Origin of the sequence: Nocardia sp. NPDC005366, assembly GCF_040606855.1 — a bacterium.
Taxonomy (GTDB): Bacteria; Actinomycetota; Actinomycetes; order Mycobacteriales; family Mycobacteriaceae; genus Nocardia.
Map to the genome: position 1 here is coordinate 54,920 of NZ_JBEXFQ010000011.1, position 22,730 is coordinate 77,649.

At 64.6% G+C, this 22,730-nt stretch carries 17 protein-coding genes; 6 read left to right on the forward strand and 11 right to left on the reverse strand.

Annotated elements, in window-relative coordinates; genetic code table 11:
• Nucleotides 1-887 precede the first annotated feature (887 nt).
• The 3 genes from ABZS43_RS15135 to ABZS43_RS15145 all read left to right on the forward strand — a co-directional run bounded on the left by ABZS43_RS15135 (nucleotide 888) and on the right by ABZS43_RS15145 (nucleotide 5,514).
• On the forward strand, nucleotides 888-2,036 hold the full coding sequence (locus ABZS43_RS15135; RefSeq protein WP_355036472.1) for a serine/threonine-protein kinase: 1,149 nt from the start codon (nucleotides 888-890) through the stop codon (nucleotides 2,034-2,036).
• Entirely contained in the window at nucleotides 1,990-2,697 is a 708-nt protein-coding gene (locus ABZS43_RS15140; RefSeq protein WP_355036473.1) for an NHL repeat-containing protein, read from the forward strand. Before ABZS43_RS15135 ends, ABZS43_RS15140 begins: the two co-directional genes overlap by 47 nt.
• A 402-nt stretch (nucleotides 2,698-3,099) precedes the next feature.
• Nucleotides 3,100-5,514, forward strand: coding sequence for an FHA domain-containing protein (locus ABZS43_RS15145; protein WP_355036474.1), 2,415 nt, complete (start codon nucleotides 3,100-3,102; stop codon nucleotides 5,512-5,514).
• Nucleotides 5,515-5,629: 115 nt separating this feature from the next.
• Here the strand turns inward: ABZS43_RS15145 and ABZS43_RS15150 are convergent, their stop codons facing one another.
• Both ABZS43_RS15150 and ABZS43_RS15155 read right to left on the reverse strand, forming a co-directional pair.
• Nucleotides 5,630-6,862: a cytochrome P450 gene (locus tag ABZS43_RS15150; protein ID WP_355036475.1), complete on the reverse strand. Its 1,233-nt coding sequence runs from the start codon at nucleotides 6,860-6,862 to the stop codon at nucleotides 5,630-5,632.
• A gap of 185 nt (nucleotides 6,863-7,047) precedes the next feature.
• Nucleotides 7,048-7,833 (reverse strand): spirocyclase AveC family protein, encoded by a 786-nt coding sequence (locus tag ABZS43_RS15155; RefSeq protein ID WP_355036476.1) that lies wholly within the window; start codon nucleotides 7,831-7,833, stop codon nucleotides 7,048-7,050.
• 236 nt (nucleotides 7,834-8,069) lie between these two features.
• On the opposite strand from ABZS43_RS15155, the gene ABZS43_RS15160 reads away from it, so the two are divergent.
• The 3 genes from ABZS43_RS15160 to ABZS43_RS15170 all read left to right on the forward strand — a co-directional run bounded on the left by ABZS43_RS15160 (nucleotide 8,070) and on the right by ABZS43_RS15170 (nucleotide 11,500).
• Nucleotides 8,070-8,732 carry a helix-turn-helix domain-containing protein gene (locus ABZS43_RS15160; protein WP_355036477.1) on the forward strand — a complete coding sequence of 221 codons (663 nt, stop codon included), beginning with the start codon at nucleotides 8,070-8,072 and terminating at the stop codon, nucleotides 8,730-8,732.
• A 532-nt stretch (nucleotides 8,733-9,264) separates the two neighbouring features.
• Nucleotides 9,265-10,041 (forward strand): enoyl-CoA hydratase-related protein, encoded by a 777-nt coding sequence (locus tag ABZS43_RS15165; protein ID WP_355036478.1) that lies wholly within the window; start codon nucleotides 9,265-9,267, stop codon nucleotides 10,039-10,041.
• An 82-nt stretch (nucleotides 10,042-10,123) separates the two neighbouring features.
• Complete coding sequence (locus ABZS43_RS15170; RefSeq protein WP_355036479.1) at nucleotides 10,124-11,500, forward strand: ABC transporter substrate-binding protein; 1,377 nt, start codon at nucleotides 10,124-10,126, stop codon at nucleotides 11,498-11,500.
• Nucleotides 11,501-11,665: 165 nt separating this feature from the next.
• On the opposite strand, the gene ABZS43_RS15175 is transcribed toward ABZS43_RS15170, so the two are convergent.
• Genes ABZS43_RS15175 through ABZS43_RS15215 form a run of 9 tightly spaced genes read right to left on the reverse strand, consistent with a single transcriptional unit; the run spans nucleotide 11,666 to nucleotide 22,695 of the window.
• On the reverse strand, nucleotides 11,666-12,640 hold the full coding sequence (locus ABZS43_RS15175; protein ID WP_355036480.1) for an SDR family NAD(P)-dependent oxidoreductase: 975 nt from the start codon (nucleotides 12,638-12,640) through the stop codon (nucleotides 11,666-11,668).
• Nucleotides 12,641-12,669: 29 nt separating this feature from the next.
• A complete protein-coding gene (locus ABZS43_RS15180; RefSeq protein ID WP_355036481.1) occupies nucleotides 12,670-14,436 on the reverse strand; it encodes a VWA domain-containing protein in 1,767 nt (588 codons plus the stop codon).
• 9 nt (nucleotides 14,437-14,445) lie between these two features.
• Nucleotides 14,446-15,705: a cytochrome P450 gene (locus ABZS43_RS15185; protein ID WP_355036482.1), complete on the reverse strand. Its 1,260-nt coding sequence runs from the start codon at nucleotides 15,703-15,705 to the stop codon at nucleotides 14,446-14,448.
• A gap of 34 nt (nucleotides 15,706-15,739) precedes the next feature.
• Complete coding sequence (locus ABZS43_RS15190; protein WP_355036483.1) at nucleotides 15,740-16,642, reverse strand: SDR family NAD(P)-dependent oxidoreductase; 903 nt, start codon at nucleotides 16,640-16,642, stop codon at nucleotides 15,740-15,742.
• Entirely contained in the window at nucleotides 16,639-17,865 is a 1,227-nt protein-coding gene (locus ABZS43_RS15195; RefSeq protein WP_355036484.1) for a cytochrome P450, read from the reverse strand. Before ABZS43_RS15195 ends, ABZS43_RS15190 begins: the two co-directional genes overlap by 4 nt.
• Before the next feature lie 10 nt (nucleotides 17,866-17,875).
• Nucleotides 17,876-19,360, reverse strand: a complete 1,485-nt coding sequence (locus ABZS43_RS15200; protein ID WP_355036485.1) for an aldehyde dehydrogenase family protein — start codon at nucleotides 19,358-19,360, stop codon at nucleotides 17,876-17,878.
• Nucleotides 19,353-20,435 (reverse strand): SDR family oxidoreductase, encoded by a 1,083-nt coding sequence (locus tag ABZS43_RS15205; RefSeq protein ID WP_355036486.1) that lies wholly within the window; start codon nucleotides 20,433-20,435, stop codon nucleotides 19,353-19,355. Before ABZS43_RS15205 ends, ABZS43_RS15200 begins: the two co-directional genes overlap by 8 nt.
• The gene (locus tag ABZS43_RS15210; RefSeq protein WP_355036487.1) at nucleotides 20,432-21,580 is read right to left on the reverse strand and encodes a spirocyclase AveC family protein; all 1,149 of its coding nucleotides are present in this window, start codon (nucleotides 21,578-21,580) and stop codon (nucleotides 20,432-20,434) included. The genes ABZS43_RS15205 and ABZS43_RS15210 overlap by 4 nt, the downstream gene beginning before the upstream one ends.
• Nucleotides 21,577-22,695: an ABC transporter substrate-binding protein gene (locus tag ABZS43_RS15215; RefSeq protein ID WP_355036488.1), complete on the reverse strand. Its 1,119-nt coding sequence runs from the start codon at nucleotides 22,693-22,695 to the stop codon at nucleotides 21,577-21,579. The genes ABZS43_RS15210 and ABZS43_RS15215 overlap by 4 nt, the downstream gene beginning before the upstream one ends.
• Nucleotides 22,696-22,730: the final 35 nt, after the last annotated feature.

Sequence of the window (22,730 nt, forward strand, 5' to 3'; positions counted from 1 at the left end):
GCCTGTTGACTTTCCCGGTGCCGAATCGAGGTCGGGGTGGGCTGCATCGGCGAGGCGTTGCGAAATGCTCTGCTGGGGAGAGTAGTCGACTCGTCCGTCGGTGATCGAGAGATCGTCGAGGACGACCGCAGCGCTGGCTTCGGTCACGGTCTGCGACCACGCAGCACCCACGGAAGCGGCAGTGGTCAAAGGGGCCGCGAAGGTCCGCCTGGGCGAGCACCCCGGCAGCGGTGTGCAGTGCAGCCGCTCGCGGGGGTGCGTCACACGCCAGGTCGGCGGGCACGCACGACTCCTCTACCCTGCCCGACAGTGCGGCGCCTCGACCTCCGAGCCTGCGATGCCGCCGTTGGCGGGAACGGGAGCTTGCTCCGCCGCGGAGGTCGAGGCGCCGGTGGTCCCCGGCACCGGGTCGGGGGTGTGCTGGCCGGGTCGGCCGGGAAGGGGGTCACTGCCGGGATTCTTGGCGGGATTGCTCAGCAACGCGACGCTGGCGACCCGGTCCGGATCGATGGGCGTGGCGCCAGCGCCGACTTCCTCGGCGAACTATGACACCGTCAACCCGATCAGACATACAAGTGGATCCAGTCGAGCAGACCACCGAGTCGCACTCCCGAGCATCACCCCCGCAGAGCCAGTCATTTCCGCAGGTCGATCCGTGTGGTTAGCGGATGTATCCCCTCCGGACACAGAACATCGCGGGACTCCTTCTACCTGCATCTATGCAGAAGCCAGCCGCCGAGCAACCTCGGGTACACCGACGATAACGTTCGGCTATTGAGCATCTGGCCTGCCCGAATCGACTAGTGTGGGGCTATCTGCTCGCGGGCGCGGGTTGGAATGTAAGCGAGCACGGCCGTTAGCCAGACAAGTGGTCACGGGACGGCACCATGGATGACATACCAATCGGTGGCGGGGACGCCACCTGGGCCTCGGAGCGAGCGGTTACGTTCGGGCGCTATCGGTTGTTGTCGCTGCTGGGTCAGGGCGGCATGGGCCAGGTGTGGCGGGCGCATGATTCGCTGACCAACCGGGTGGTGGCGCTCAAGCTGCTGCCCGAGCGCTTCGCCGATGACGAGCAGTTGCGCGAGCGGTTCCGCCGGGAGTGCCTGGCGGTGGCGCAGTTGACCGAGCCGCATGTGATCCCCATCCACGACTTCGGCGACATCGACGGTCGGCTCTATCTGAATATGCGCTTGATCGAGGGCACCGACCTGCGCAAGGTGATCGCACGAGAAGGGGCCTTGTCGCCGCGGCGGGCAGTGGCGATCATCGCGCAGGTGGCCGGCGCGTTGCAGGCGGCCCACGACACAGGGCTGGTTCACCGCGATGTCAAACCCACCAACATCCTGCTGGGGGCCAATGAGTTCGCCTCCCTGATCGACTTCGGGATCGCCCACGCCGCCGACGACCGTACGCTGACCTCGATCGGCGAGACCATCGGCACCGTCGCCTACATGGCGCCGGAGGCGATCGGCTCGGAGGTCAAGGCCGATGCCCGAGTGGATGTGTACGCGTTGACGTGCGTGCTGTATGAGTGCCTGACCGGCAGGGCGCCGTTTACGAGCTCAGCGGGGATGCAGGGTGTGATCGCCCATCACCTGCACACCCTGCCGCCGCGGCCCAGCATCACTACACCCGATGTACCGACCGCGTTCGATGCGGTCATCGCCAAGGGAATGGCCAAAGACCCCGACGACCGTTACCAGACCGTGCGCGAGCTGGCCGCGGCGGCCTGCGCCGCGGTGGGCGATTCCGCGGTCAGCGCCACGGGGGGCGTGGCCGCGCGGCATGGGCGGCGAATCAGATTGTCGCCCAAGACCGCCGGGCTGCTCGCCGCCGCGGTCGCGGTTACGGTGGTGGCCGCCGTAGCTGTCGTCATCGGTGTCCCAACGGGAATCAGGCGGCAACGGCAACTCGCCCACACCTATCTCCTCGGACTACTCCGCACAGACTCCGCTGCCGTTCGCCGACGTCAGCCTGCCCACCGATGTGGCTGTCGACACGGCGGGCAACGTATACGTCACCGATATGGGTAACGATCGGGTGGTGAAATTGGCGGCAGGCGCGTCGGCGCCGACCACGCTGCCGTTCACCGGCCTGAATAATCCCCAGGGTGTGGCGGTCGACACGGCTGGCAACGTATACGTCACCGACACGGGTAACGATCGGGTGGTGAAATTGGCGGCGGGCGCGTCGACGCCGACCCCGCTGCCGTTCACCGGGCTCAAAGATCCCCAGGGTGTGGCGGTCGACACGGCGGGAGACGTGTACGTCGGCGACCGGGGTAATGATCGGGTGGTGAGGTTGGCGGCGGGCGCGGAGGCGCCGACGACGCTGCCGTTCACAGGGCTCGAAGATCCTCAAGGTGTGGCGGTCGATGCTGCGGGCAATGTATACGTCACCGAATTGAGTACCGAGCGGGTGCTGAGGTTGGCGGCGGGCGCGTCGACGCCGACCACGTTGCCCTTCACCGGGCTCAAAGATCCCCAGGCTGTGGCGGTCGGCACGGCGGGAGACTTGTACGTCGTCGACTGGGGTAACCAATGGGTGGTGAGGTTGGCGGCGGGCGCGTCGACGCCGACCCCGTTGCCGTTCACCGGCCTGAAGAATCCCCAGAGTGTAGCGGTCGACTCGGCGGGTGACGTATACGTCACCGATCTGGGCCCCGATCCGGTGGTGAAACTCCCGGCCAGCTGACCGGGCATCATCGGTCGTGTTCATCGGATCGGTTGGTCGGCGTGAAATATCCGACGCAACAAGAATTCGGCGTATGAAACAAATGTGGAAATATTCGGCTTCGATCTCGCATCCGGTTCTACAGGATTTGTATTACGAATTACATCAGTGTTTTTCTCCGGCTTGGACATTGAGCGGATGCGCTGCGGGTTCCGCGCGATCGAATGAGGTCACCTCCCCGTTCACCGGGCCAGGTTTTCCCTGGTCAAATGGATATTACTCAGAGCGCGGACCCGAATGAAGCGGATACCGCGAGGGATAGTTGTGGCCGATTATCCCCGCGACAGTTCGGCACGGTCGTATACTCCCGTTATGGCGGATGGGCAGCCCCTCACGGAATTCTCCGAATCGCCGGTTCTTGTAGTGGAGACGCGAGAACGCGTCTATCGACTACGCGCCGGAGGTGCATATAATGTCGGCCGCGATCCGACCGCCGACATCGTTGTCACCGATCCGCGCGTTTCGACCTTGCACGCGGTGCTGGAGCAGGGATCGCGCGGTTGGGAAATCGAGGACGCGCACAGCCTCAACGGCACCTTTTTCGACGGGCACCGCGTCGAGCGGATGGTGATCGACCACGACGAGACCTTCCAGCTCGGTCACGCCAAAGATGGTGCGCAGTTGTCCTGCTCGCTGGAAACATCACCCGGCCCCGAGCCCGAGACCGTTGATGATGCCGGCGGGGACACGATGGTCGTCCCGAATCCCGGCTATGACCTCGACGATGACGCCACGATCACCAAGTTCGAGCCGGGCCTGCCCCGGCGAGTGTCGCGGTCCTCGCCTCCGGCCGCCCATCCCAGCGCGGTAATACGGATCATCTCGGACACGCTTCGGATCGGGCGCGCCGCCGACAACGACATCGTCGTGCCCGACCTCATGGTCTCTCGCCATCATGCCCAACTGCAGGTGATCGCCGAAGGCAGGTATCGAGTCGTCGACCTCGACAGCCACAACGGCACCTACGTCAACGGCCACCGGATCGAGGCCGCGGACCTGTCGGAATCCGACTTGATCGGCATGGGGCACACCACCTACCGACTCGTCGGCAACGAACTGCGCGAGTCCGTCGACACCGGTGACATCTCGGTCTCGGTGCAGAACCTCATCGTGCGGACACCCGAGGGCAAAGTGCTCCTCGACGAGGTGAGCTTCCCCATCTCGCAGCGCTCACTTGTCGGGGTTATCGGGCCGAGCGGAGCGGGCAAATCGACGTTGTTGGGCGCGGTCACCGGGCTGCGGCCCGCGACCGAGGGGACCGTCCGCTATGACGGACGCGACCTGTACACCGATTACGAAGAGCTGAGACACCGGATCGGCTTGGTTCCGCAGGAGGACATCCTGCACAACCAGCTCCCGACGCGACGTGCCCTGCTCTACGCGGCCGAGCTGCGTTTCCCCGGTGACACACGCAGCGAGGAGCGCGAACAGCGAGTTGACGAAGTCCTCGACGAACTGGGGCTGTCGCGGCACTCGGACACCCGCATTGATCGGCTCTCCGGCGGGCAACGCAAACGTGTGAGCGTCGCACTCGAGTTGCTGACCAAACCGTCGCTGTTGTTCCTCGACGAACCGACCTCCGGCCTCGACCCGGGCCTGGACAAGACGGTCATGGAGATGCTGTCCGGACTGGCGCACGACGGGCGCACCGTCATCGTCGTGACGCACAGCGTGGCGAATCTCGATTGTTGCGACCGCCTCCTGGTCCTGGTGCCCGGCGGCAAGCTGGCCTATTACGGACCGCCCGCAGAGGGGTTGCAGCAATTCGGGCAGAGCACCTGGGCCGAGGTGTTCCAAGCATTCGATCGGGAGGAGGACCGCGACTGGGCCGGTGAGTTCCGGGACTCTCCGCGCTTCGAGAGCTACGTCGCGGCCGGGCTGACCGACGACGTCGGATCGACGGAAGTGCAGCGCCCGCCGGCACCACCGCCGCCCGCGCCGCAGTCCAAGCTCAGCCAGCTCAGCACACTGTGCAGGCGCTACTTGGCGGTGATCGCCTCGGACCGCAGCTATTTGGCGTTGCTCGGCGTGATGCCGCTGCTATTGGGCGGCTTGATCGCTGCGGTGCCCTCGGGCGAGGGATTCACCGGGGCCCCAGGAACCAACACCGACGCCCCGACCAAGCTCATGATCTTGATATTCGGCGCATGCTTCGTCGGCACCGGCAACTCGATTCGCGAGATCGTCAAGGAACAGACGATCTACAGCAGAGAACGCGCGGCAGGCCTCTCGGCCGGAGTCTATTTGATGTCGAAAGTGCTGGTCTTGGGTGTAATCACCGTCCTTCAGGCAGCGGTGTTGTTCGTGATCGGCACTCTCGGTGAGAGCCTCCCGCCCACAGGGATATTCACCTCCGTCGAACTGGAGCTGATCCTGGCGATGTCGTTACTCGGCATCGCATCGCTGGCGCTGGGCCTGTTGGTATCGGTCTCGGTGAACACCTCGGAAAAGACACTGCCACTGCTGATCGTGCTGTCGATGGCGCAACTCGTGCTCACCGGCGGTCTGGTGCGGCTGCCCGGCACGCCCGTTCTGCAACAGCTGTCCTACCTGTCGCCATCCCGCTGGGGCTACGGCGCTGGAGCTGCCAGCCTCGACCTCGACACCCTCTCACCGCACGATGGTGCACCCGACCCGCTATGGAAACACACCATGGGCACGTGGCTGCTCGACATGGGAGTCGTCGCCGGCCTGGCGGCGGTCTTCCTCACGCTGGCCTGGTATCGCCTCTATCAGATGCGGCCACGGCGGCGCGGCGCCCGCCCTGCACGGATTTGACACCGACAAGCACGGCGTTCGCATCGGAGGTGCGGTTCAGCGAGGCCGCGTGTGATGTCGGCAGCCTCCAGCCGGACTGTGGCGGCTTCGGAAGTACTGATCTCGGTGATGTGATCTAGGAACTTCTCGATGGCGCCCCTCTGCCGGAGGGCACGATCATCGGCAGTCGCGCCCAGCCGCGAACGCTCGCGGTGTGGGCCCGTGCGGCGTTGTCGTAGTCGATTTCCCATTCGGGCCAGCGCCGCAGCAATTCTTCCAGCGCGATGCGGCCCTCCAGCCGGGCCAGCGAGGCGCCGAGGCAGAAATGCAGTCCGTGGCCGAAGCTCAGATGTCCTGCGTTGCGATGGATGTCGAACCGATCGGGTTCGGGGAAACGACGTTCGTCTCGGTTGGCCGACCCGTTGAGGATCAAGATCACGGACCCCTCCGGCACGGTCCGGTCATGGAATCGGGTGTCTCGGGCGACGTAGCGGGCCTGGACCGGCGAGGGCGCCTCGAAACGCAGCGTCTCCTCCACTGCCCGGGGGATCAGTGCCGGCTCGGCGGCGATCTGCGTCCGTTGGTCGGGATGCTCGGCGAGCAACTGCGCCATGAACCCGATCAGTCGCGTCGTCGTCTCGTTGCCAGCACCCGCGACAGTGCTGGTGTAGGTGAGGACCTCGGTGCGGGTCAGCCGCCTGCGGGTCCCGTCGGGCTCCTCGACCTCGGCGTTGAGCAGCTCGGTCATCAGGTCGTCGGAGGGATGCTCGGCTCGCCAATCGATGTACTCGGCGAACACCTCGATGCTCCGTTCGAAGGTCAGTTCGTCGAAGTGCGTGACGGTGGTGTCGTCGGTGAGCGTCAACACCTCGTCGGTGCTGTCACGAATGGCTGCCTGGTCGGCTTCCGGGATGCCCAACAGGTAGCCGATGGTACGCATCGGCATCAGCGCGCCGAAGTCGGCGATCACATCGAATTCTCTCGCACCGACCATTGGATCGAGGGCTCTGGCGCAGAAATTCCGCACCTGCGACTCGATCCCCAGCATGCGTCGGGGGCTGAAAACCTTGGCCAGCAGCTTGCGATGCACGTCGTGGATCGGTGGATCCTCCCACAGGATGATCCCCGGCGGGATCTCCGCACCCGAGAAGATCACATCCGCGACCGTGCCTCGCCCGGAGCGAAAGGTCTCCCAGTCGGGCAGCGCGGCGGCGACATCCTCGTAGCGGCTCAGCGCGTAGAAGTCGTGCTTGTCGTTGTAATACAGCGGCGCCTCGTCACGCAGTCTCTTCCAGACCGGGTACGGATTCGCGTCGATCTCGAAATCGTAGGGATCGTAATAGAGATCAACGGCATGGGTTTCGGTCACGTGTCTGCTCCCTTCAGCGCACCGCGGCAGACCGACGCGATACAACCAAATATTTGTTCTGATATGGACCATCCCACTCGTGCCGCGCGCGTACATACGAACCGATCGCCTCGTCGACCATCAGGCAGGGTGACAAAAAAGATGGGCACGTGGGGTACCTCGTCCTTCGCGAGCGAAGCCGACTCCTATGGGGGCTGATTCGGCACGCCCGGAAACAAGGGAGCCGTAGGTCCCGCGGTTACCCAACCGCCGAGCTTCGTAGCGAGATGGGGGGCGAAGACGGCGCCGTAGAGAACATGTCCGATGAGGACCACGCCGACGATGGACAGGACCGACGAGCGAAAACGGCTCGCCGACTTCGCATCCGCCCAGATATCGACGACAGTGCGACCTTCGGAATCCGTGCGCCCGAGCAGGTAGGTGAACACCATTATCTGCACCCCCATCGCGAGGGCGTCGTAGAGCGGGTACTGATTCTTGGTCCCCTCCCACACGGCGAGTCCGGGGATCACGCGACCGTAGTAGAAGACGCCGAGCCGGGCTCCCAGGATCGCGTTGAACAGAAATGCCCAGACGCAGCCGACGACCAGTCCGACGACGAGAAGAGTTGTCGGCCTAGGCCATTGGAACTTGACGATCAGCCGTCGCCCGAGCGCGGCGCCGATCACAGGAGGCAGGACGAAGTAGGCGATGTAACCCGGAGGCACCGACGCGGGCAGGCCGTGCCATGTCATATTCAACGGCCACCAGGACGGCATGCGAGGAATGGCGGGCGCGAACTGCGCGTAGACCGCCCAGTCGTAGGGTGCCTCGATCCAGGAGAACGAGATCGCCGAAATGCACGCCAACAGCAGCGGGTGCAGGCGCCGGCGACGATAGCTGAGATACACGCCGACCGCGACGAACGTGAACCCACCGATGTAGGCGAAACCGATCGCCGCCTTCAGCAAGGGCGTCAACTCATCGCTCACCGGTCGCGCTCCCGGTTTCGAGCGCGCCCCATTTCCGGGTCGTAGCGAAACACCACACCGAAGATGACCGCTATCAGTCCGAACAAAGTACCCAGCATAATGACTGCGCCCACGTCCACACCCCTTTCGATCCCGAGTCCAAGACATTGGATAGTGAAGACTATCTTAAGTTTAGATAGTGGAGACTATCTTAAAATTCATCGACCGCCAAGCGCGGTTTCAGGAGCGAATCACCCGTGCCCCAGCGACCACCCCCCAGCAATCAGACAGCGACAGAGACCGTCCCGTCGACACGCCGCCCTCGTGGTGCGGTCCGCAGACTCCTACTCGAAGCGGCCCGCACCCTCTTCGCCGAGCAGGACTACCGCAGCACCACCACGCGGGAGATCGCCGAGGCCGCCGGTGTGACCGAACCCCTGCTGTTCCGCCACTTCGGCTCGAAGGCAGCCCTTTTCCGCGAAGCGCTGGTCCTTCCCTTCACCGGCTTCATCGACGAATTCAGCCGCACGTGGCAATCGGTCGTCCCCGAGGAGACCGACGAGGAGGAACTGGCCCGACATTTCGTCGGACAGCTCTACGACGTGTTCGTCGAGCACCGCGGCCTCGTTGTCACCCTGTTGGCATCGGAGAGTCTCAGCGAGGAGGAGATAGTCGACACCGGCATCGCCGACATCCGGCACTCCCTCGCAGTACTCGGTCGAATCAGCACCGAGGGCATGGACCTCCGGGGAGTGCGATCGAACCATCCGGATCTCGCGGCCCACTCGACGGTCGCGATGATCGTCGGCATGGCCGCGCTGCGTTCGACCTACTTCGGGGCCGAACAGCCATCGAGGGAGGCGATCGTCGGGGAACTCACCCAGGCGGTCCTGCACGGCTTCCTGCATCGGCACGGATGAAACCAACGCATCGCCGATAGATCCGATCAGAGCGGCCTCGGGCAACGAGCCCGGGATGCTTCGATCCGTCCCGAATCGCGAGCGGTATGGGCCGCAGAGGAATGGCGACAAGAGGACTGTTCACATTCCCGCCAGGCGTGTAATCTCCTCATTCATGACCTAATATTCGTTCCGATGACTCTATTGATGAGGCACAGCAGCGTCAAGCCATGGCCGGGGGTAGCCGATCCGCGTAGGCCTGACCCAGTTACCACTGCCAGGAGCGAAATCGCACTGCCTGCCTGGACCAGCGACCAGCCGCGAGCAAGGCGCTCTCTGATCCTTCTGTCCTAGAACGGCTGACACCCATGACAAACCGAACCGGTCGATTCCCGCGAAGCCACACGGATCGAGTGGACAACGGCATCCGTTGCGACACAACCACTTCAGCGTCACCACACATGCGCCATTCATACCGACGAGCGGCACACAGCAGATCGATGATCGCGGAGCCGATCTCCGACCGACTCCGCCGGACCGGCGAGGACGATCGATGACCGGCACCGAAGAGCTCCTCATACACCGTCACGGCCCGGTGTCGGTCATAGAACTCAACCGCCCCGATGCCAGGAACGCCTTGACGACGTCGATGCTGCGTGGCGTCGGCGTGGCCGCCGCGGCCGCTGAGACCGATCCCGAGACGCGGGTACTGGTACTCACCGGCGCGGGCGACCGAGCGTTCTGCGCGGGTATGGACCTGCGGTCATTCGCCGACGGCTCGGACTTCGACACCGGGAACGAGGGCGCGGCCGCCTACCAGCGACTCGTCCGTGGTGAGATTTCCATTCCGGTGATCGCGGCGGCCAACGGCACCGCCGTCGGTGGCGGCCTGGAACTATTGCTCGGCGCCGACCTCATCGTCGCCGCCACCACGGCTCGCTTCGGCTTCCCCGAGGCCAAACGTGGACTGTTTCCCGCGGCCGGAGGAACATTCATCGGCACCCGACTGCCACTGGGCATCGCATTGGAACTGACTCTCACCGGGGATCCGATCACCGCGACGCGGGGTTACGAGGTCGGGCTGGTCAACGCGGTCGTGGCACCGGGAGAAGTGCTACCGACCGCGCTGGCCCTGGCACAGCGGATCGCCGACAACGCGCCCTTGGCGCTGGCCGCGTGCAAACAACTGGTCCGGCTCGCGGTCACCGATGCCGCCGAGGCGAACGAGTGCCTGGGGCAATGGCAGAAAACCGTATTCAACAGCGAGGACGCGAAGGAGGGCGCGCGAGCCTTCCTCGACAAACGCAAACCGGTATGGCTCGGCCGATGAGAAACCCCACAACATCGAAAACCCATTTCGCGCAGGCTGATCCGATGCCAATGACCGCGCGATCACAGAGCGGAGGAACACTATGAGATCGATCCGAACACCGCTCGTGCTGGCGGCCGCGCTGGTGTTGCTCGTCGGCTGCGGTCGTGAGGGCTCGGGTATCGAAGAGGGGTCGGCGAACAAACCCGCCTCCTCGGTACCGAGCGAATTCGGTGACCTCGGCCCTGTCTGCGGCAAGGGTTCGCCCACGAAGGCATCGGCCCAGGGCGTCACGGCACAGGCCATCACCGTCGGTGTGTTCACCGACTTCGGATTCAGCAAGAATCCCGAATTCATCCACGCGGCCGAGGTATTCGCGTCGTGGTGCAACGACCACGGCGGCATCGCCGGACGCCGAATCGAGGTCGATATCCACGACACCAACCTCACCGAGGTCCGCCAGCGGATGCGCGAGGCGTGCCGCGACGATTTCGCGTTGGTCGGTGGCGGAACCGGCCTGGACGGTCTGGGAGTCAAGGATCGGCTGAATTGCCTGCTGCCGAGCTTTCCCGCGCAGATCTCCCAACCCGGCAGTGTCGCAGCGGATCTGGAGGTCAGTGGGTCACCGTCGGTACTGCCACGTCACGACGTCTACACCGGATTCCGGCAGTGGCTGGTCGAAGAAGGCTATCCGAACTCGATCGACAAGGTCGGAATCATCGACGCCGATTCGCCGATCACCAAGGTTCTCGGTGAGAAGACCGAGGAAAGTCTCCGAGCGCGGGGAGCGACGGTCATCTACCACGATCTCTACCCCATCGCGGGAGTCTCGAACTGGACACCCTATGCCCAGACGATCAAGGAGAAGCAGGTTCGCGGCCTGGTCTTCAACGGCGAGCCCGCACAGCTGCCGAAACTCGAAGAGGCACTGACCACGATAGGTTATCGGCTCGATTGGATCGACGCGACCAACAACAACTACACCCGCTCCTTCCTGAAGAATCTGGGGCGTTCGGCCGAATTCCAGAACAATGTGGTCGACCTGAGCGGCGTCGCCCCCTTCGAGAAATCGAGTTCCGTTCCGGCCCTGCGCCAGGTCGAGGCGATGTTCGCCGAGTACGCACCCGATTCGGAGATGACCTTCCCACAGTTGCGCGCGATCTCATCCTGGTTGTTGTTCGCGCGAGCCGCGGCGCGTTGCGGCGACGACCTCACCCGCCGCTGCGTCTACGAGGGCGCGCGCACGGAAAAGTCCTGGACGGCAGGCGGACTGCACGCGCCGGTGAATCTGACCGATCGCAATGTCCCCATCTCCTGCTTCAATATCGAACGCGCGACACCTGACGGGTGGGTGGCAGCCGACTTCGGGCCCGATACCGGTCTCTACCGCTGCAACGTCGAACACTACCGATTCTCGAAGGACTACGGCGCGCCATTGACCCTCGCCGATGTGGGAAAGTCGATGGCGGATTTCGAATGAAATCGATCAGCGAGCCGATCTTCCACCGTGTCGGCGACCCGCATCCGAACAACCTCGACATGTGCTGACGGTGGCATGTGCAGGCCCGGCGTTCCGGCCGGGCCTGCGCAAACCCACAACATGGCCGTGCTCCGCACCGATAGTCGCCATGCTCCGCACCGATAGTCACTGCGCCGCCTCGGGAATCGCGATCTCGGCACCCCCCGGCATCGCACTGATGCCGCGGCGGTCGCAGACTTCCAACACCTCGTCGAAGATCGACGCGGGAACGATGAACGGCTCGATTTCCGATGCCTCACCGAGATGTTCCGCGAGGTCGTCGCAGGTGGGATCGCTGTCGGCGTCGGCGAGCCAGCCCCGGCCGAGACCGATGAACACTCGCGCGAACCGGCCCGCGCATGCCGAATAGTTCCGGTGGGTGAATTCGCACGTCCTGCTGGCAAGGAATACGACCAGCGGCACCACCAGTTCTGGCCGGATCGCGCGCATGAACCCGGATTCGGACAGGAACTTCTCATCTCCTACCGTCTCTGTGACCATGCGCGAAAATCCGGTCGGCAGAACCGTATTGGCGAAAATTCCGTGTTCTTCTCCCTCGATGGCGATGACGTTGGCCAGTCCCATCAGGCCGGTCTTCGCGGCGGCGTAATGGGCTTCGAGAGGCTGCCCGAAGATGCCGGCCGACGACGAGATGAAGACGAATCGGCCACCGTCCTGCTGCGCTTTCATCACCTTGAACGCGGGTTGGCTCAGATAGAAGCCACCGTTCAGATGGACCGCGAGCATGCGATGCCAATTCTCGACCGATAGTTCGTCGAACGGAATGCTGTTGAAAATGCCCGCGTTGCTGACAACGGCATCGAGCCGCCCGAACGTCTCGACGGCGGTATCGACGATGGCCTGGCCGCCCTCCGGGCTGTCGACGGAATCGTAGGAGGCGACCGCTCGACCACCTGATCGTTCGATCTCCTCGACTACCCGATCGGCGACAGCGCCATCGGTGCCCTCACCGTGCATACTGCTTCCGAGATCGTTGACCACGACCGCGGCGCCACGGTTCGCCAGTTCGATCGCGTACAGACGTCCGAGGCCTCGCCCGGCTCCGGTAACCACCGCGACCTGCCCGTTGAAGTCGATCACACTGTGCTCCTTGCCAACTCGTGACCGAGTTACTCGCTGTATGTGTCGGAAGACGCGACAGCCCGAGGTGTCGCGTTCATCGCGGGCCGTGTCGTCACAGCCCTGCGGGTGACTCTGGGGCGCGCGTTCGTGTACCGGAGGGCCGAACGGAACAACGGACCGATGATCCGGCTCACCTGGTCGGGATTCTCGACACGCGCGTGTGCCGCGCTGCCGAATACCCGGCCGAGTTCGTCGTCGGCTGTTCGCGCACCGACCGTCAAACACAGTGCGCCTATTCCCGCTCGCCACGCTTCGGCGAGCGCACGCCGTGAATCCGCCGCTCCGTAGGCGCGTTCGTATCCGTGGTCGTAGGCCAATCCATCGGACAGGACGACCAATAGCCGCCGAGGTGTGCCTCCTCGGTCGCTCAGAATCGATGTGCCGTGCCGAATGGCCGCTCCCAATCTCGAATAGGATCCGGGAACCAGACCACTCAGACGCCGCGTCGTCGCGGCATCGAGCACTTCGTGGAATCGTTTGACAGGCAACAGTTGCACCGCTGAGCGTCCCTGTGATCGAAACGCGTACAGCGCCACTCGATCACCGAGTTCGTGCAGCGCGACAGCGAGGGCCGCGGCTACCGAACGCTGCTGCTCGTGAATCGTCTGCCCGTGCGACGCCGCCTCCGAGACCGAACCGGAGATGTCGAGCAGGAGTAGCACCGACAGATCGCGACGCCGCCGCAGACTGTCGAGATAGACGGATTCGTCCGGTGTCGATCCCGCGATCATCTCGACGCGACCCTCGACGACCGCGTCGATGTCGAGGTCGTCGCCGTGTCGCTGACGGTGATATCGACCCAGTCCGAGGCCCGATCGGGACAAGGCGCGCCGCAACTGCCGACTGTTCGGTCGAAGTACCGGCTCTCCCGGTGTCGTGGGCGGCTCGACCTCGTGGACCGTGCACCACGCCGGTCGATACCGGCCCCGATGCGCGTCCCATTCCGGATAGGTGATTCCGGCGGACTCGGCATCGTGATTCTGATCCGAGCTGTCGTCGGTCGCCGTCGAGAAGACAGTGCCGCTGCCCGCGATGCCGCCGCGCATCCGGTGGGTGGCCGAATCGGCTCCCGGTTGGCCGTTCCCGCCGGTGCGGCGGGCCGCGCCCAGCATGCGCTGCAATAGCTTGCCCAGCGCACCACCACCTCCTATCGGGCTCGACAAGCCGTCCATCTGCTCGTCGTCGGTGGATTCGTCGAGTAGATCGACCACGTCGTGTTCGGACTTTCGCCGCGGTGCGTGCGTTCCCGCGGCGCCGGAACGCTGGTCACGCTCGGTGGTGTCGAGTAGTTCGCGTGGTCGGATGACACCGAAACTTCCCGGAGGGTCGGCCAGTGGTGCTCGCCCGCGAGCGACGATCAGCGACGCCTCCGGCGAATCGACCGATCGTGCCAGCGCGCGGTCCACCGATTCGGCGACCGAGGGCGGTAGCAGCGACTCGTTGGCCAGGAGTGATCGATGCCCCTCGATCGCGAGATATCTGGCCGCGAGCCGCGGGCGTCGACCGAGTCCGCGCACGATGGCGGGGGCGAGCCCTCCGCAGGCGAGCAGCGATGCCTGGACCGACAGCGATTCGAGGCGGTGCCGAGGGTCCGCTGCCCCGTCGAGGAACAGGGTCGCGCCATCGGTCCAGGCACGCTCCCCCGGTTCCAGCCCAGCTACTTTCAGGGGGCGGCCCGCGATCGCGGACGCGAGCATTTCGAGTCGGCTGAGGTCCTCGTGCGCGTACGCGTCCTGTTTCATTGAACCTGTCACTGCGTCTCGTCAGGGTGCGGGATCGAATTCGATGTGCAGTTCGGATAATCCGCGCATGACGAAGGTGGGATCGTAGTGGTATGTGCGATTGCCCGGAGCCCCGTGTTCGGACTCGTCGATCCGGATATTCGCCATGCGGTCGAGAATTCGGTTCATCGAGATGCGCCCCTCGGTGCGCGCCAAGGGCGCGCCGGGGCAGGAATGCGGTCCGCGGCCGAATGCCACGTGTTCGCGAACATTGCGCCGATCGACCTCGAAATCGTTCGGATTATCGAACTTCCGCGGATCGCGGTTGCTGGCGCCGGGCAGCAGCATGATGGTCGCGCCGGCGGATATCGGGCATTCGCCGATCGAGGTCGACGTCCGGGCGAGCCGGAAATGACTTTTGACCGGGCTCTCCAACCGCAGCGTCTCCTCGAGGAACGAGGGAATCAATGTCCGGTCGGACCGTACCCGCTCCTGGAGATCGGCTTGTTCGGCGAGGTTGCGTATCCCGGCGCTGAGGAGTTTGGTCGTTGTCTCCTGTCCGGCGGCGAACAGGAACGTCGCCAGTTTGACCACTGCCTCGACTTCGGGTGTGGTTCCGTCGGGATACTGCGCCAGCGCCAATTGGGTGAGCACATCCGAGCGGGGACTCTCGCGCCGAGTGGTGATGTAGTCGGTGAATTTCTGCTCGAGCCATGCCAGCGGATTGTGCTGCATTTCGGTGTCCAGTTCACCGGCGAGCTGGTCCGAGAGCGCGATCCGGAACTCCTTGTGGTCCTCTGCCGGCACACCGAGCAGGTCGGCGATCACGAGCATCGAGAACGGTTTCGCGTAGCCGGACATGAATTCGACGCGGCCGTTCGCGAGGAATGAATCCAGCTGTCGGTCGGCGAGTTCGAGCATGAAATCCTCGTTCTCGCTCAACCGTTTCGGGGTCAGCAGGCTGCTGAGCAGCGCGCGGGTCCGCCAGTGCTGTTCGGCGTCCATGGTGACCACGTGCTCGGCCATCGGGATCGAGCCCCGATGCTGTTCGAGCAGCTCCGAGATGTCGTCACCCGCCGCGGTGAACGGCAGCGGCGCGAACGGGCCGACGACGGCGTTGGCCGAGGACATGGCCGGATCGCGGTATACCTCGAGTGCCTCTTGGTGACCGGTGATCGCGACGACGCCCGCCGGACCGTCCGGAAGTACCGGGCACCGATCGCGCAAATAGTCGAAATAGGGATAGGGGTCGGGGATCAAGCTCTGGTCGGTGAAATAGTCGACCGACTCGAATTCGGGCACGAATGCTCCTCTGCGATACTGTGATTCGGCCGGATCAGGCGATTTCGACGGCGGCGCTGTCACGAATGTCCATGATCGCGGTGAGATTGTCGGCGATATCCTCGGCCGTCAACGGCGACTTGTAGATGCCCTGGGACGCCACGATCGCGATGCGAGCGACCCCTCCCAGACCGGCGCGCAGCACCTCGCCATCGAGTGCGCAGTTCTCGTGGGCGAGATAGGCCGCGGCCGGGGAGACCATATCGGGCGGCATCGCCGCGTTGATCTGTTCCATCACCTCGGGAGTCAGGCCACGGTTGGCGGCCACCTTCGTCGACTGGGCATCCGACATCCGCGTGTAGGCCCTCGGTGCGACCGCGTTCACGCGAATGCCGGTACCGGCCGCCTCGGTGGCAAGAGTGCGAGTGAACGCCCAGACCGCTCCCTTCGCGGCCCCGTAACTGGTCATCTCGGGAATATTCCCCAGCATCGCCTCCGATACGGTGTTCACCACACGGCCGTATCCGGCCGCGCGGAAATGCGGCCACGCCGCTCGGGTGACGAATACCGTTCCGAAATAATGCACATCGGCCATGGCCCGGAACTGCCCGATGGTGAGCGAGTCGAAGGTATCGGGGTCGGATATGCCGGCATTGTTCACCACGATGTCGACGCGACCGAACGCGTCGATCGCGGCATCGACGATCGAGCCTGCCCCGCCCTCGTCCGCTACCGAGGCGCATACCGCGACCGCTCGACCGCCCGCGTCACGGATCTCGGCGACGACGGACTCGGCCGGCTCGTTCGAAGTACCCCGGCCGTCCAAGTCGACGCCGTAGTCGGCGACGACGACCCGGGCACCTCTGGCGGCCAGCAACCGCGCGTGACATGCGCCCACCCCGCGTCCGGCCCCGGTGACGATCGCGACGCGCCCGTCGAAGCGAAGTTCGCCGGTCATGACGCCGCGCCCCCGTCGGTGTCGAACAGCACCGGCAGCGAGGTCGGCGACCGGAAGACCTGTCCACGAATGTGCGGGTCGTCGGCGGCCGGGTCGAGTCGCAGATTCGGCAGCCTGTCGAGCAGCAAATTGATCGCGACACGCATTTCCAAGCGCGCCAGGTGCATTCCGAGGCACATGTGCGTGCCGTGGCCCCACGCGAGATTGGGGCGGGCCGGACGGAATATGTCGAACTCGTCCGGGTTGTCCCAGCGATCTTCCTGGCGGTTGGCCGAGCCGAGCATCGGCATGACCGACGAGCCCTCGGGAATGGGGACTCCACCGAGTTCGGTGTCCTTGGTGGCGATGCGAGTGATGGTGAGCAGCGGGGGTTCCCAGCGCACCGCCTCTTCGATCGCCTGGGGAATCAACGACCGGTCGGCGCGGATGGCCTCGAGTTGCTCGGGGTGGGTGAACAAACCGAACAACAGGTTGCCCAGCGCCCGGTAGGTGGTCTCGACGCCCGCAGGCAGCAACAGTCGGAGAAACGAGAAGATCTCCTCGTCGGCCAGGCGCTCGCCGTCGATCTCCGCCACGGCGAGTCGACTGATCAGATCGTCTCGCGGCTCCTCGCGCCTGGCCGCGAGGATAGGAGTGAGGTATTCCTCGATGGCGACGGAGGCGGCTTTACCCCGTTCGGGGTTGATCGTGAAGCTCAGCAAGGAGATCGACCACCGCTGGAACTGTGGATAGTCCTCGCGGGGAAGGCCGAGCAGACCCGCGATGATCTGGGACGGGAAGGGGAAGGTGAATTCTGTGACCAGGTCGGCGCTGCCTCTCGCGGCGAACCGGTCGATCAGCTCGTTCCCGACGGCGCCGACGAGATTGTCTTCCCATTTCGCGAGTGCCTTCTGCGCGAACGCCCGTGATACCAGCGCCCGATGCCGCCCGTGTTCCGGCTCGTCCATGCCGAGCATGACGTGTCGGCCGAGCACGTCGCCGAAAGCCTGGATGATGATGGCGGAGGAGAAGGTCTCGTTGTCCCGCAACATCTGCTGGACATCCTCGTACCGGTAGGCGATGAACAGGGGTTTGGTGTTGTCGCCGGGCATCGCGGACAGCTCGATGCGCTGTACCGGTTCTTCGCGACGCAGACGCGCGAGTTCGGTATAGGGGTCGCGCACATCCCCGGACACCACGTCGTCGAAGGACCCGAAGTCCTCGAGATCGTCGAACAACTGCATGGGAACTCCTTCACGACGCCGGGTAGGCGATGGACTTGATTTCGGTGTACTGGTCGAATCCAGCGGTCCCGTTCTGACGCCCGATACCGCTGGACTTGTAACCGCCGAAGGGAACATCCGCGCTGTATCCGACGGCGCCGTTGATTCCGATGAACCCGGCCCGCAGTCTCCGTCCGAGCGACAGCGCCCGATCGAGCGAACCGGACATGACATTGCCCGCGAGGCCGTATCTGCTGTCGTTGGCGATACGGACGGCGTCGTCGTCATCGTCGTAGGCGATGACCGACAGGACCGGTCCGAAGATCTCCTCCTGCGCGATCGTCATCGAATTGTCGACATCGACGAACAGGGTGGGTCTGACCCAGAATCCTTTGTCGAACCCCTCGGGCGGCTCCGTGCCACCCGACAGCAGGGTCGCGCCCTCATCGATACCCTTCTGGATATATCCGAGTACCCGATCGCGCTGCGCGGCCGAGATCACCGGGCCGCACAGCGTCGCCGGATCCTGCGGATCACCCGGGGAGATGTTGTCGTACAAGAGCTTCAGCAACGCGACGCCCTCGTCGTATCGGGAGCGCGGCAACAGCATCCGTGTCGGATTCGCGCAGCCCTGACCCGCGTGCATACATGGCGCGATTCCGATGGCGCAGGCGAAATTCAGATCCGCGTCCTCGCAGACGATCGTCGCCGACTTACCCCCGAGTTCGAGGAACAGCCGCTTCATCGTCGCGGCGCCCTTTTCCATGATCCGCCGACCGACCGCCGTCGAGCCGGTGAAGGAGATCAGATCTACCTCGGGTGACAGCGTGAGTTCTTCGCCGACCAGGTGGTCCGATGCCGTGACGATATTGACCACGCCGTCCGGAATATCGGTCTGTTCGGCGATCAAACGTCCGATACGGGTGGCATTGAACGGGGTGTCGGGCGCGGGCTTCAGAACTACCGTATTGCCGGTGGCAAGAGCTTGACCCAGTTTGTTGACGGTGATCTCGAAGGGGAAGTTCCACGGAACGATCGCGCCGACGACGCCAGCGGGTTCACGCAGAACTCTGCGTGTCGTCTGCACACCCGTCAGCGGTACGAACGCGTCGCCGAGATCGGTTTCCCACGCGTAACTGCCGATGAGATCCGCCGGATATCGGAATCCGTCCGACAGTGGTGCGTCGAGCTGCGGACCGTAGGTGATCGCGCGCGGGCATCCGGCCTCGAGGATCAACTCTTCGCGCAACTGTTCCTTCTCGGCCTCCACCGCGTCGTGCAGTTGCAGCAGGCATCGCCGCCGAAACGCGTGATCGCGAGCCCAGCCGGTCTCGTCGAACGCCCGCCGAGCGGCATCGATGGCCAGGTGCATATCGGCCTTCGACCCATCGGTCACCTCTCCGATGACCTCTTCGGTCGCGGGATTGATATTGGCGAACGTTCCCGCCCTGCCCTCGAGCAGCCTGCCGTTGATCAATAATCTCGACTCGAACCGAGGTGCCGGTGCGTCAGTCATGGATCGGACTCTCCTCGCCGCGATGACCGTCCTCGGTGATCGAATCCGGGGACTTGTCGATGACCGGGGCGCCGGCCGCGGGAGCGGCGGGCGTCATCGGTGGTCGAATCTTCATGAGCATCAGCACGATTCGCCGCATCACCGACTCCGGGAGCACCTTGGCCGCAAAAATCATCGCGCGGGCCGTCGGACCGAGCCGCGGTGTCGCCGGACGCATCGCCTTGTACTTGGGCAGCCCCATCGCGACCCGGACCACCTGATGCATCGCCTTGGTCGGTAGGAGCCTGTTGGACACCAGTAGTGCCGCGGCATCCACCCCGACCGAGCGGCGGGTGTACGGGGCCTTTCCGTCGAGAGCTCTGCCCAATCGCACCGCGAATTTCTCCGGCGGGTTGGCGATCCTCATCGCCGCCCGTCCGCGGCGATCGATGGTCCGATGGTGGCGCCCGTATGGACCGTCGAAGTCGCGGAAGGTCAATGTTCCCTCGTCGGTGATGATCTCGGTATCGAAGACACCCGTCACGAGGATCGTGACCCCGAGTCCGTACGGGGCGATCTCACCCGCGAGTGACTCGCCCCAGCGCTCCAGTGCGCCCTTGGCGGCGGAATAGGCCGAGATCACCGGCATTCCCCGTACCCCACCGGCGCTCGAGATGAGAACGATGCGTCCACGGCCCGCCGCACGCATCCCCGGCAGCAGTTCTCGGGTCAAAGCGACCGGGCCGAACAGGTGGGTCGCGAACATCTTCTGCCACAGGTCCATCGGCGTTTCCTCGACCGCGCCCGCAGCCGAGATTCCGGCGTTGTGCACCACCGCGTAGGGCACACCGATGAGGTCCCGTATCGCGGCGGCGGCCGCGGTGACGGATTCCGAATCGCACAGGTCCAGTTGCACCCCGACCAGACGGGGATCGTTCTCGGCAGCCCCGGTGGCCTCGCGGAGCGCGGCCATCCCCTTCTCGACCGATCGCATGGCCGCGACCACGTGCCAGCCGCGGTGATAGAGATGCCTCGCGGAGGCGAGACCGAGACCTCGGGAGGCTCCGGTGATGACGACGCTTCGTGACTCGCTCATTCGGCCCCTCCGCATCGTCCACCGTCGGCCGGCGCCTCGACGTCGGGCCGTCCGTCGGGTTGGGCGCTCATCCACTCCGACCAGATACCGACCGAGTAGGGGCCCTCGACGCCGTTCTTCTCATAGAACCCTTGCGGGTCATACACTTTGGCCTCGGGATAGGGCCACGGGCAGGCGACCGAGGTGGCCGCGCCCGTCCACTTGATGACCGCGAACCAACCGCCGTACACGAAGTACGAGACATTCATGATCACGAACATCACGATCACCATGCCGACGAAGGGGCGGCCGACGAATATCCTGGCTCGTCGCGCGAGTTTCTCCGCGATTGTCCTGCCGGTGTCGTCCCGGAAGATGAGCACCCCGGCGGGGATCATCACGAATGTCACCGACAAGGATTCCCACAGCAGTGGGAACTGGTAGGTCGAGCCGGCGAATATGGTTCCGAACGGAATCGCCTGCGAGTAGATGTACATCCCGGTGCGGACGAGGGATACCTCGAGAATCATGTCGAACACGAAGCCGATCGGCAGGATCAGCAGGGCGAGGCTGATCAACGGGTGCTTCCACACGAACGCGTCGGGGGCGCGGGTGGCCTGCAGTTTGCGCAGGATCCGGACCGCCGGGAAATAGGGGCCGAGGTAGAACATCACGTACCCGATAACGACGAAGGGTTCGACCGTGGGCGACAGGGACACCAGCGGCCAGTCCTCCGGCCAGTGCCACAATTCCGGGTTGTAGACGGCGAAGGGCGCCCAGTTCATGATCGGGTCCTGCCAGACGATCATGGTCGTCATGAACCCCATGAGCAGGACGGGGTCGCGCGGGTTCCTGCGGAACATGCGTACCCACACCGCGATCACCAGCAATACCGCGATCAGCGTCCCGATGTGGATCACGTCGATCCAGTGATCGAATCCGAACAGCGGCTCGACCGGTCGGGGCGCGCCGACGACCTCGGGGTTGCGGATCCGATCCGATACCGCGCCGCGACGAGCGTTCGCCGCGATGAGGCCGAGGACGAGGATGGCAAGAGCGAGGAGGCCCCACCGTAGGTAGCTGCGCTCGGTCGGCGCCGTCGAGTCGCCGCTCGGCGCTGTCGTACTCCCGGGGTGATCCGGCGATATCGTCTTCTCCGTGTTCATCGCCGGTCCTCTCCGAAACGATCGACGAGATGCGAGGTGACCCCGTCGGTATCGAGCCGACGCGCCACGAGATAGCCCGCGCCCATCCAGGCCCGCCTGGTCCATTTGCCCAACGACACGCGGGTACCAGGCGCACCCGAGGCGGCGGGAAGCATCTTCACGCGTTCGAGCGCTTCCTTGACCCCGCGTGGACTCAGCGGCCGCGCGTCGGTGAATGCCCGCAGCAGGGTTTGCGCGACATCGTGATTGACCATCGGAACCACATATTGCGGCCGGCGGCCGTACCGCTTCTCGTAGCGATCGAGAAACGCCTGCCCGACAGGGTTGCCCTCGTCGTACTGATCGACCCCGATCCAGCCGGTGAAGGCCCGCCACATGACCGGGTTGACCCAGGCATTCTGAAAGGCGGTGCTGGTGTAACGCGGCGGGTTCCAACCGAGCCCCTCCAGGGCGGGGTTGATGAAGACGATGCCGAATCCGAAGCCGCAGTGGATGATCGCCTCGGGCGCGGCCTTGTGGAGAACCGCCACGGCTTCGCCGATGTCCTGCGCGGTCTGCGCTATCGGCGCCTCGGCCACGACCCGGATACCCTTCGCCTCGGCCGCACGATGAAAGTTCCGTTGGTAGCTCTGACCGATCAGCGATTGCTCGACGAGTAATCCGACCGTCGAATATCCCTGTTTCGCGAGCAGATCCGCCCAGAAGATGGGTTCGTCGGTCATCGACCCCTGCGGGAACGAGAACGTCCACTCCCCCAGCCAGTCGTCGGTTCCTGTCACCGAGATCGCCGGAACCCGGAACCGCTCCTCGACGGCCTCCTTCACCGCGACGCAGTTATCGGTGATGTTGGGCCCGAAGACCACAAGACATCCCTCGTCGACGAGTTCGCCGAAACCGTCGATCACCGCCTTGACCGAGCCCTTGGGCAAACCCTCGACTTCCTTGTAGACGATCCGCACGGGCCGATCGATCTCGCCAGCCCGCAGCGCTTCGTCGAAGACGAGCTCGAACGGTCGCGAAAGGTCGTCGAGCATCTCCTTCGGGTAGCTCTCCGGCAGCCGGAAGTCCATCAGATAGCCGACTTTGATCGGTTCTGCTGCGCTTTCGTAGGACATGGCACCTTCCGATGATTCCGCTCGCAACGATCAAC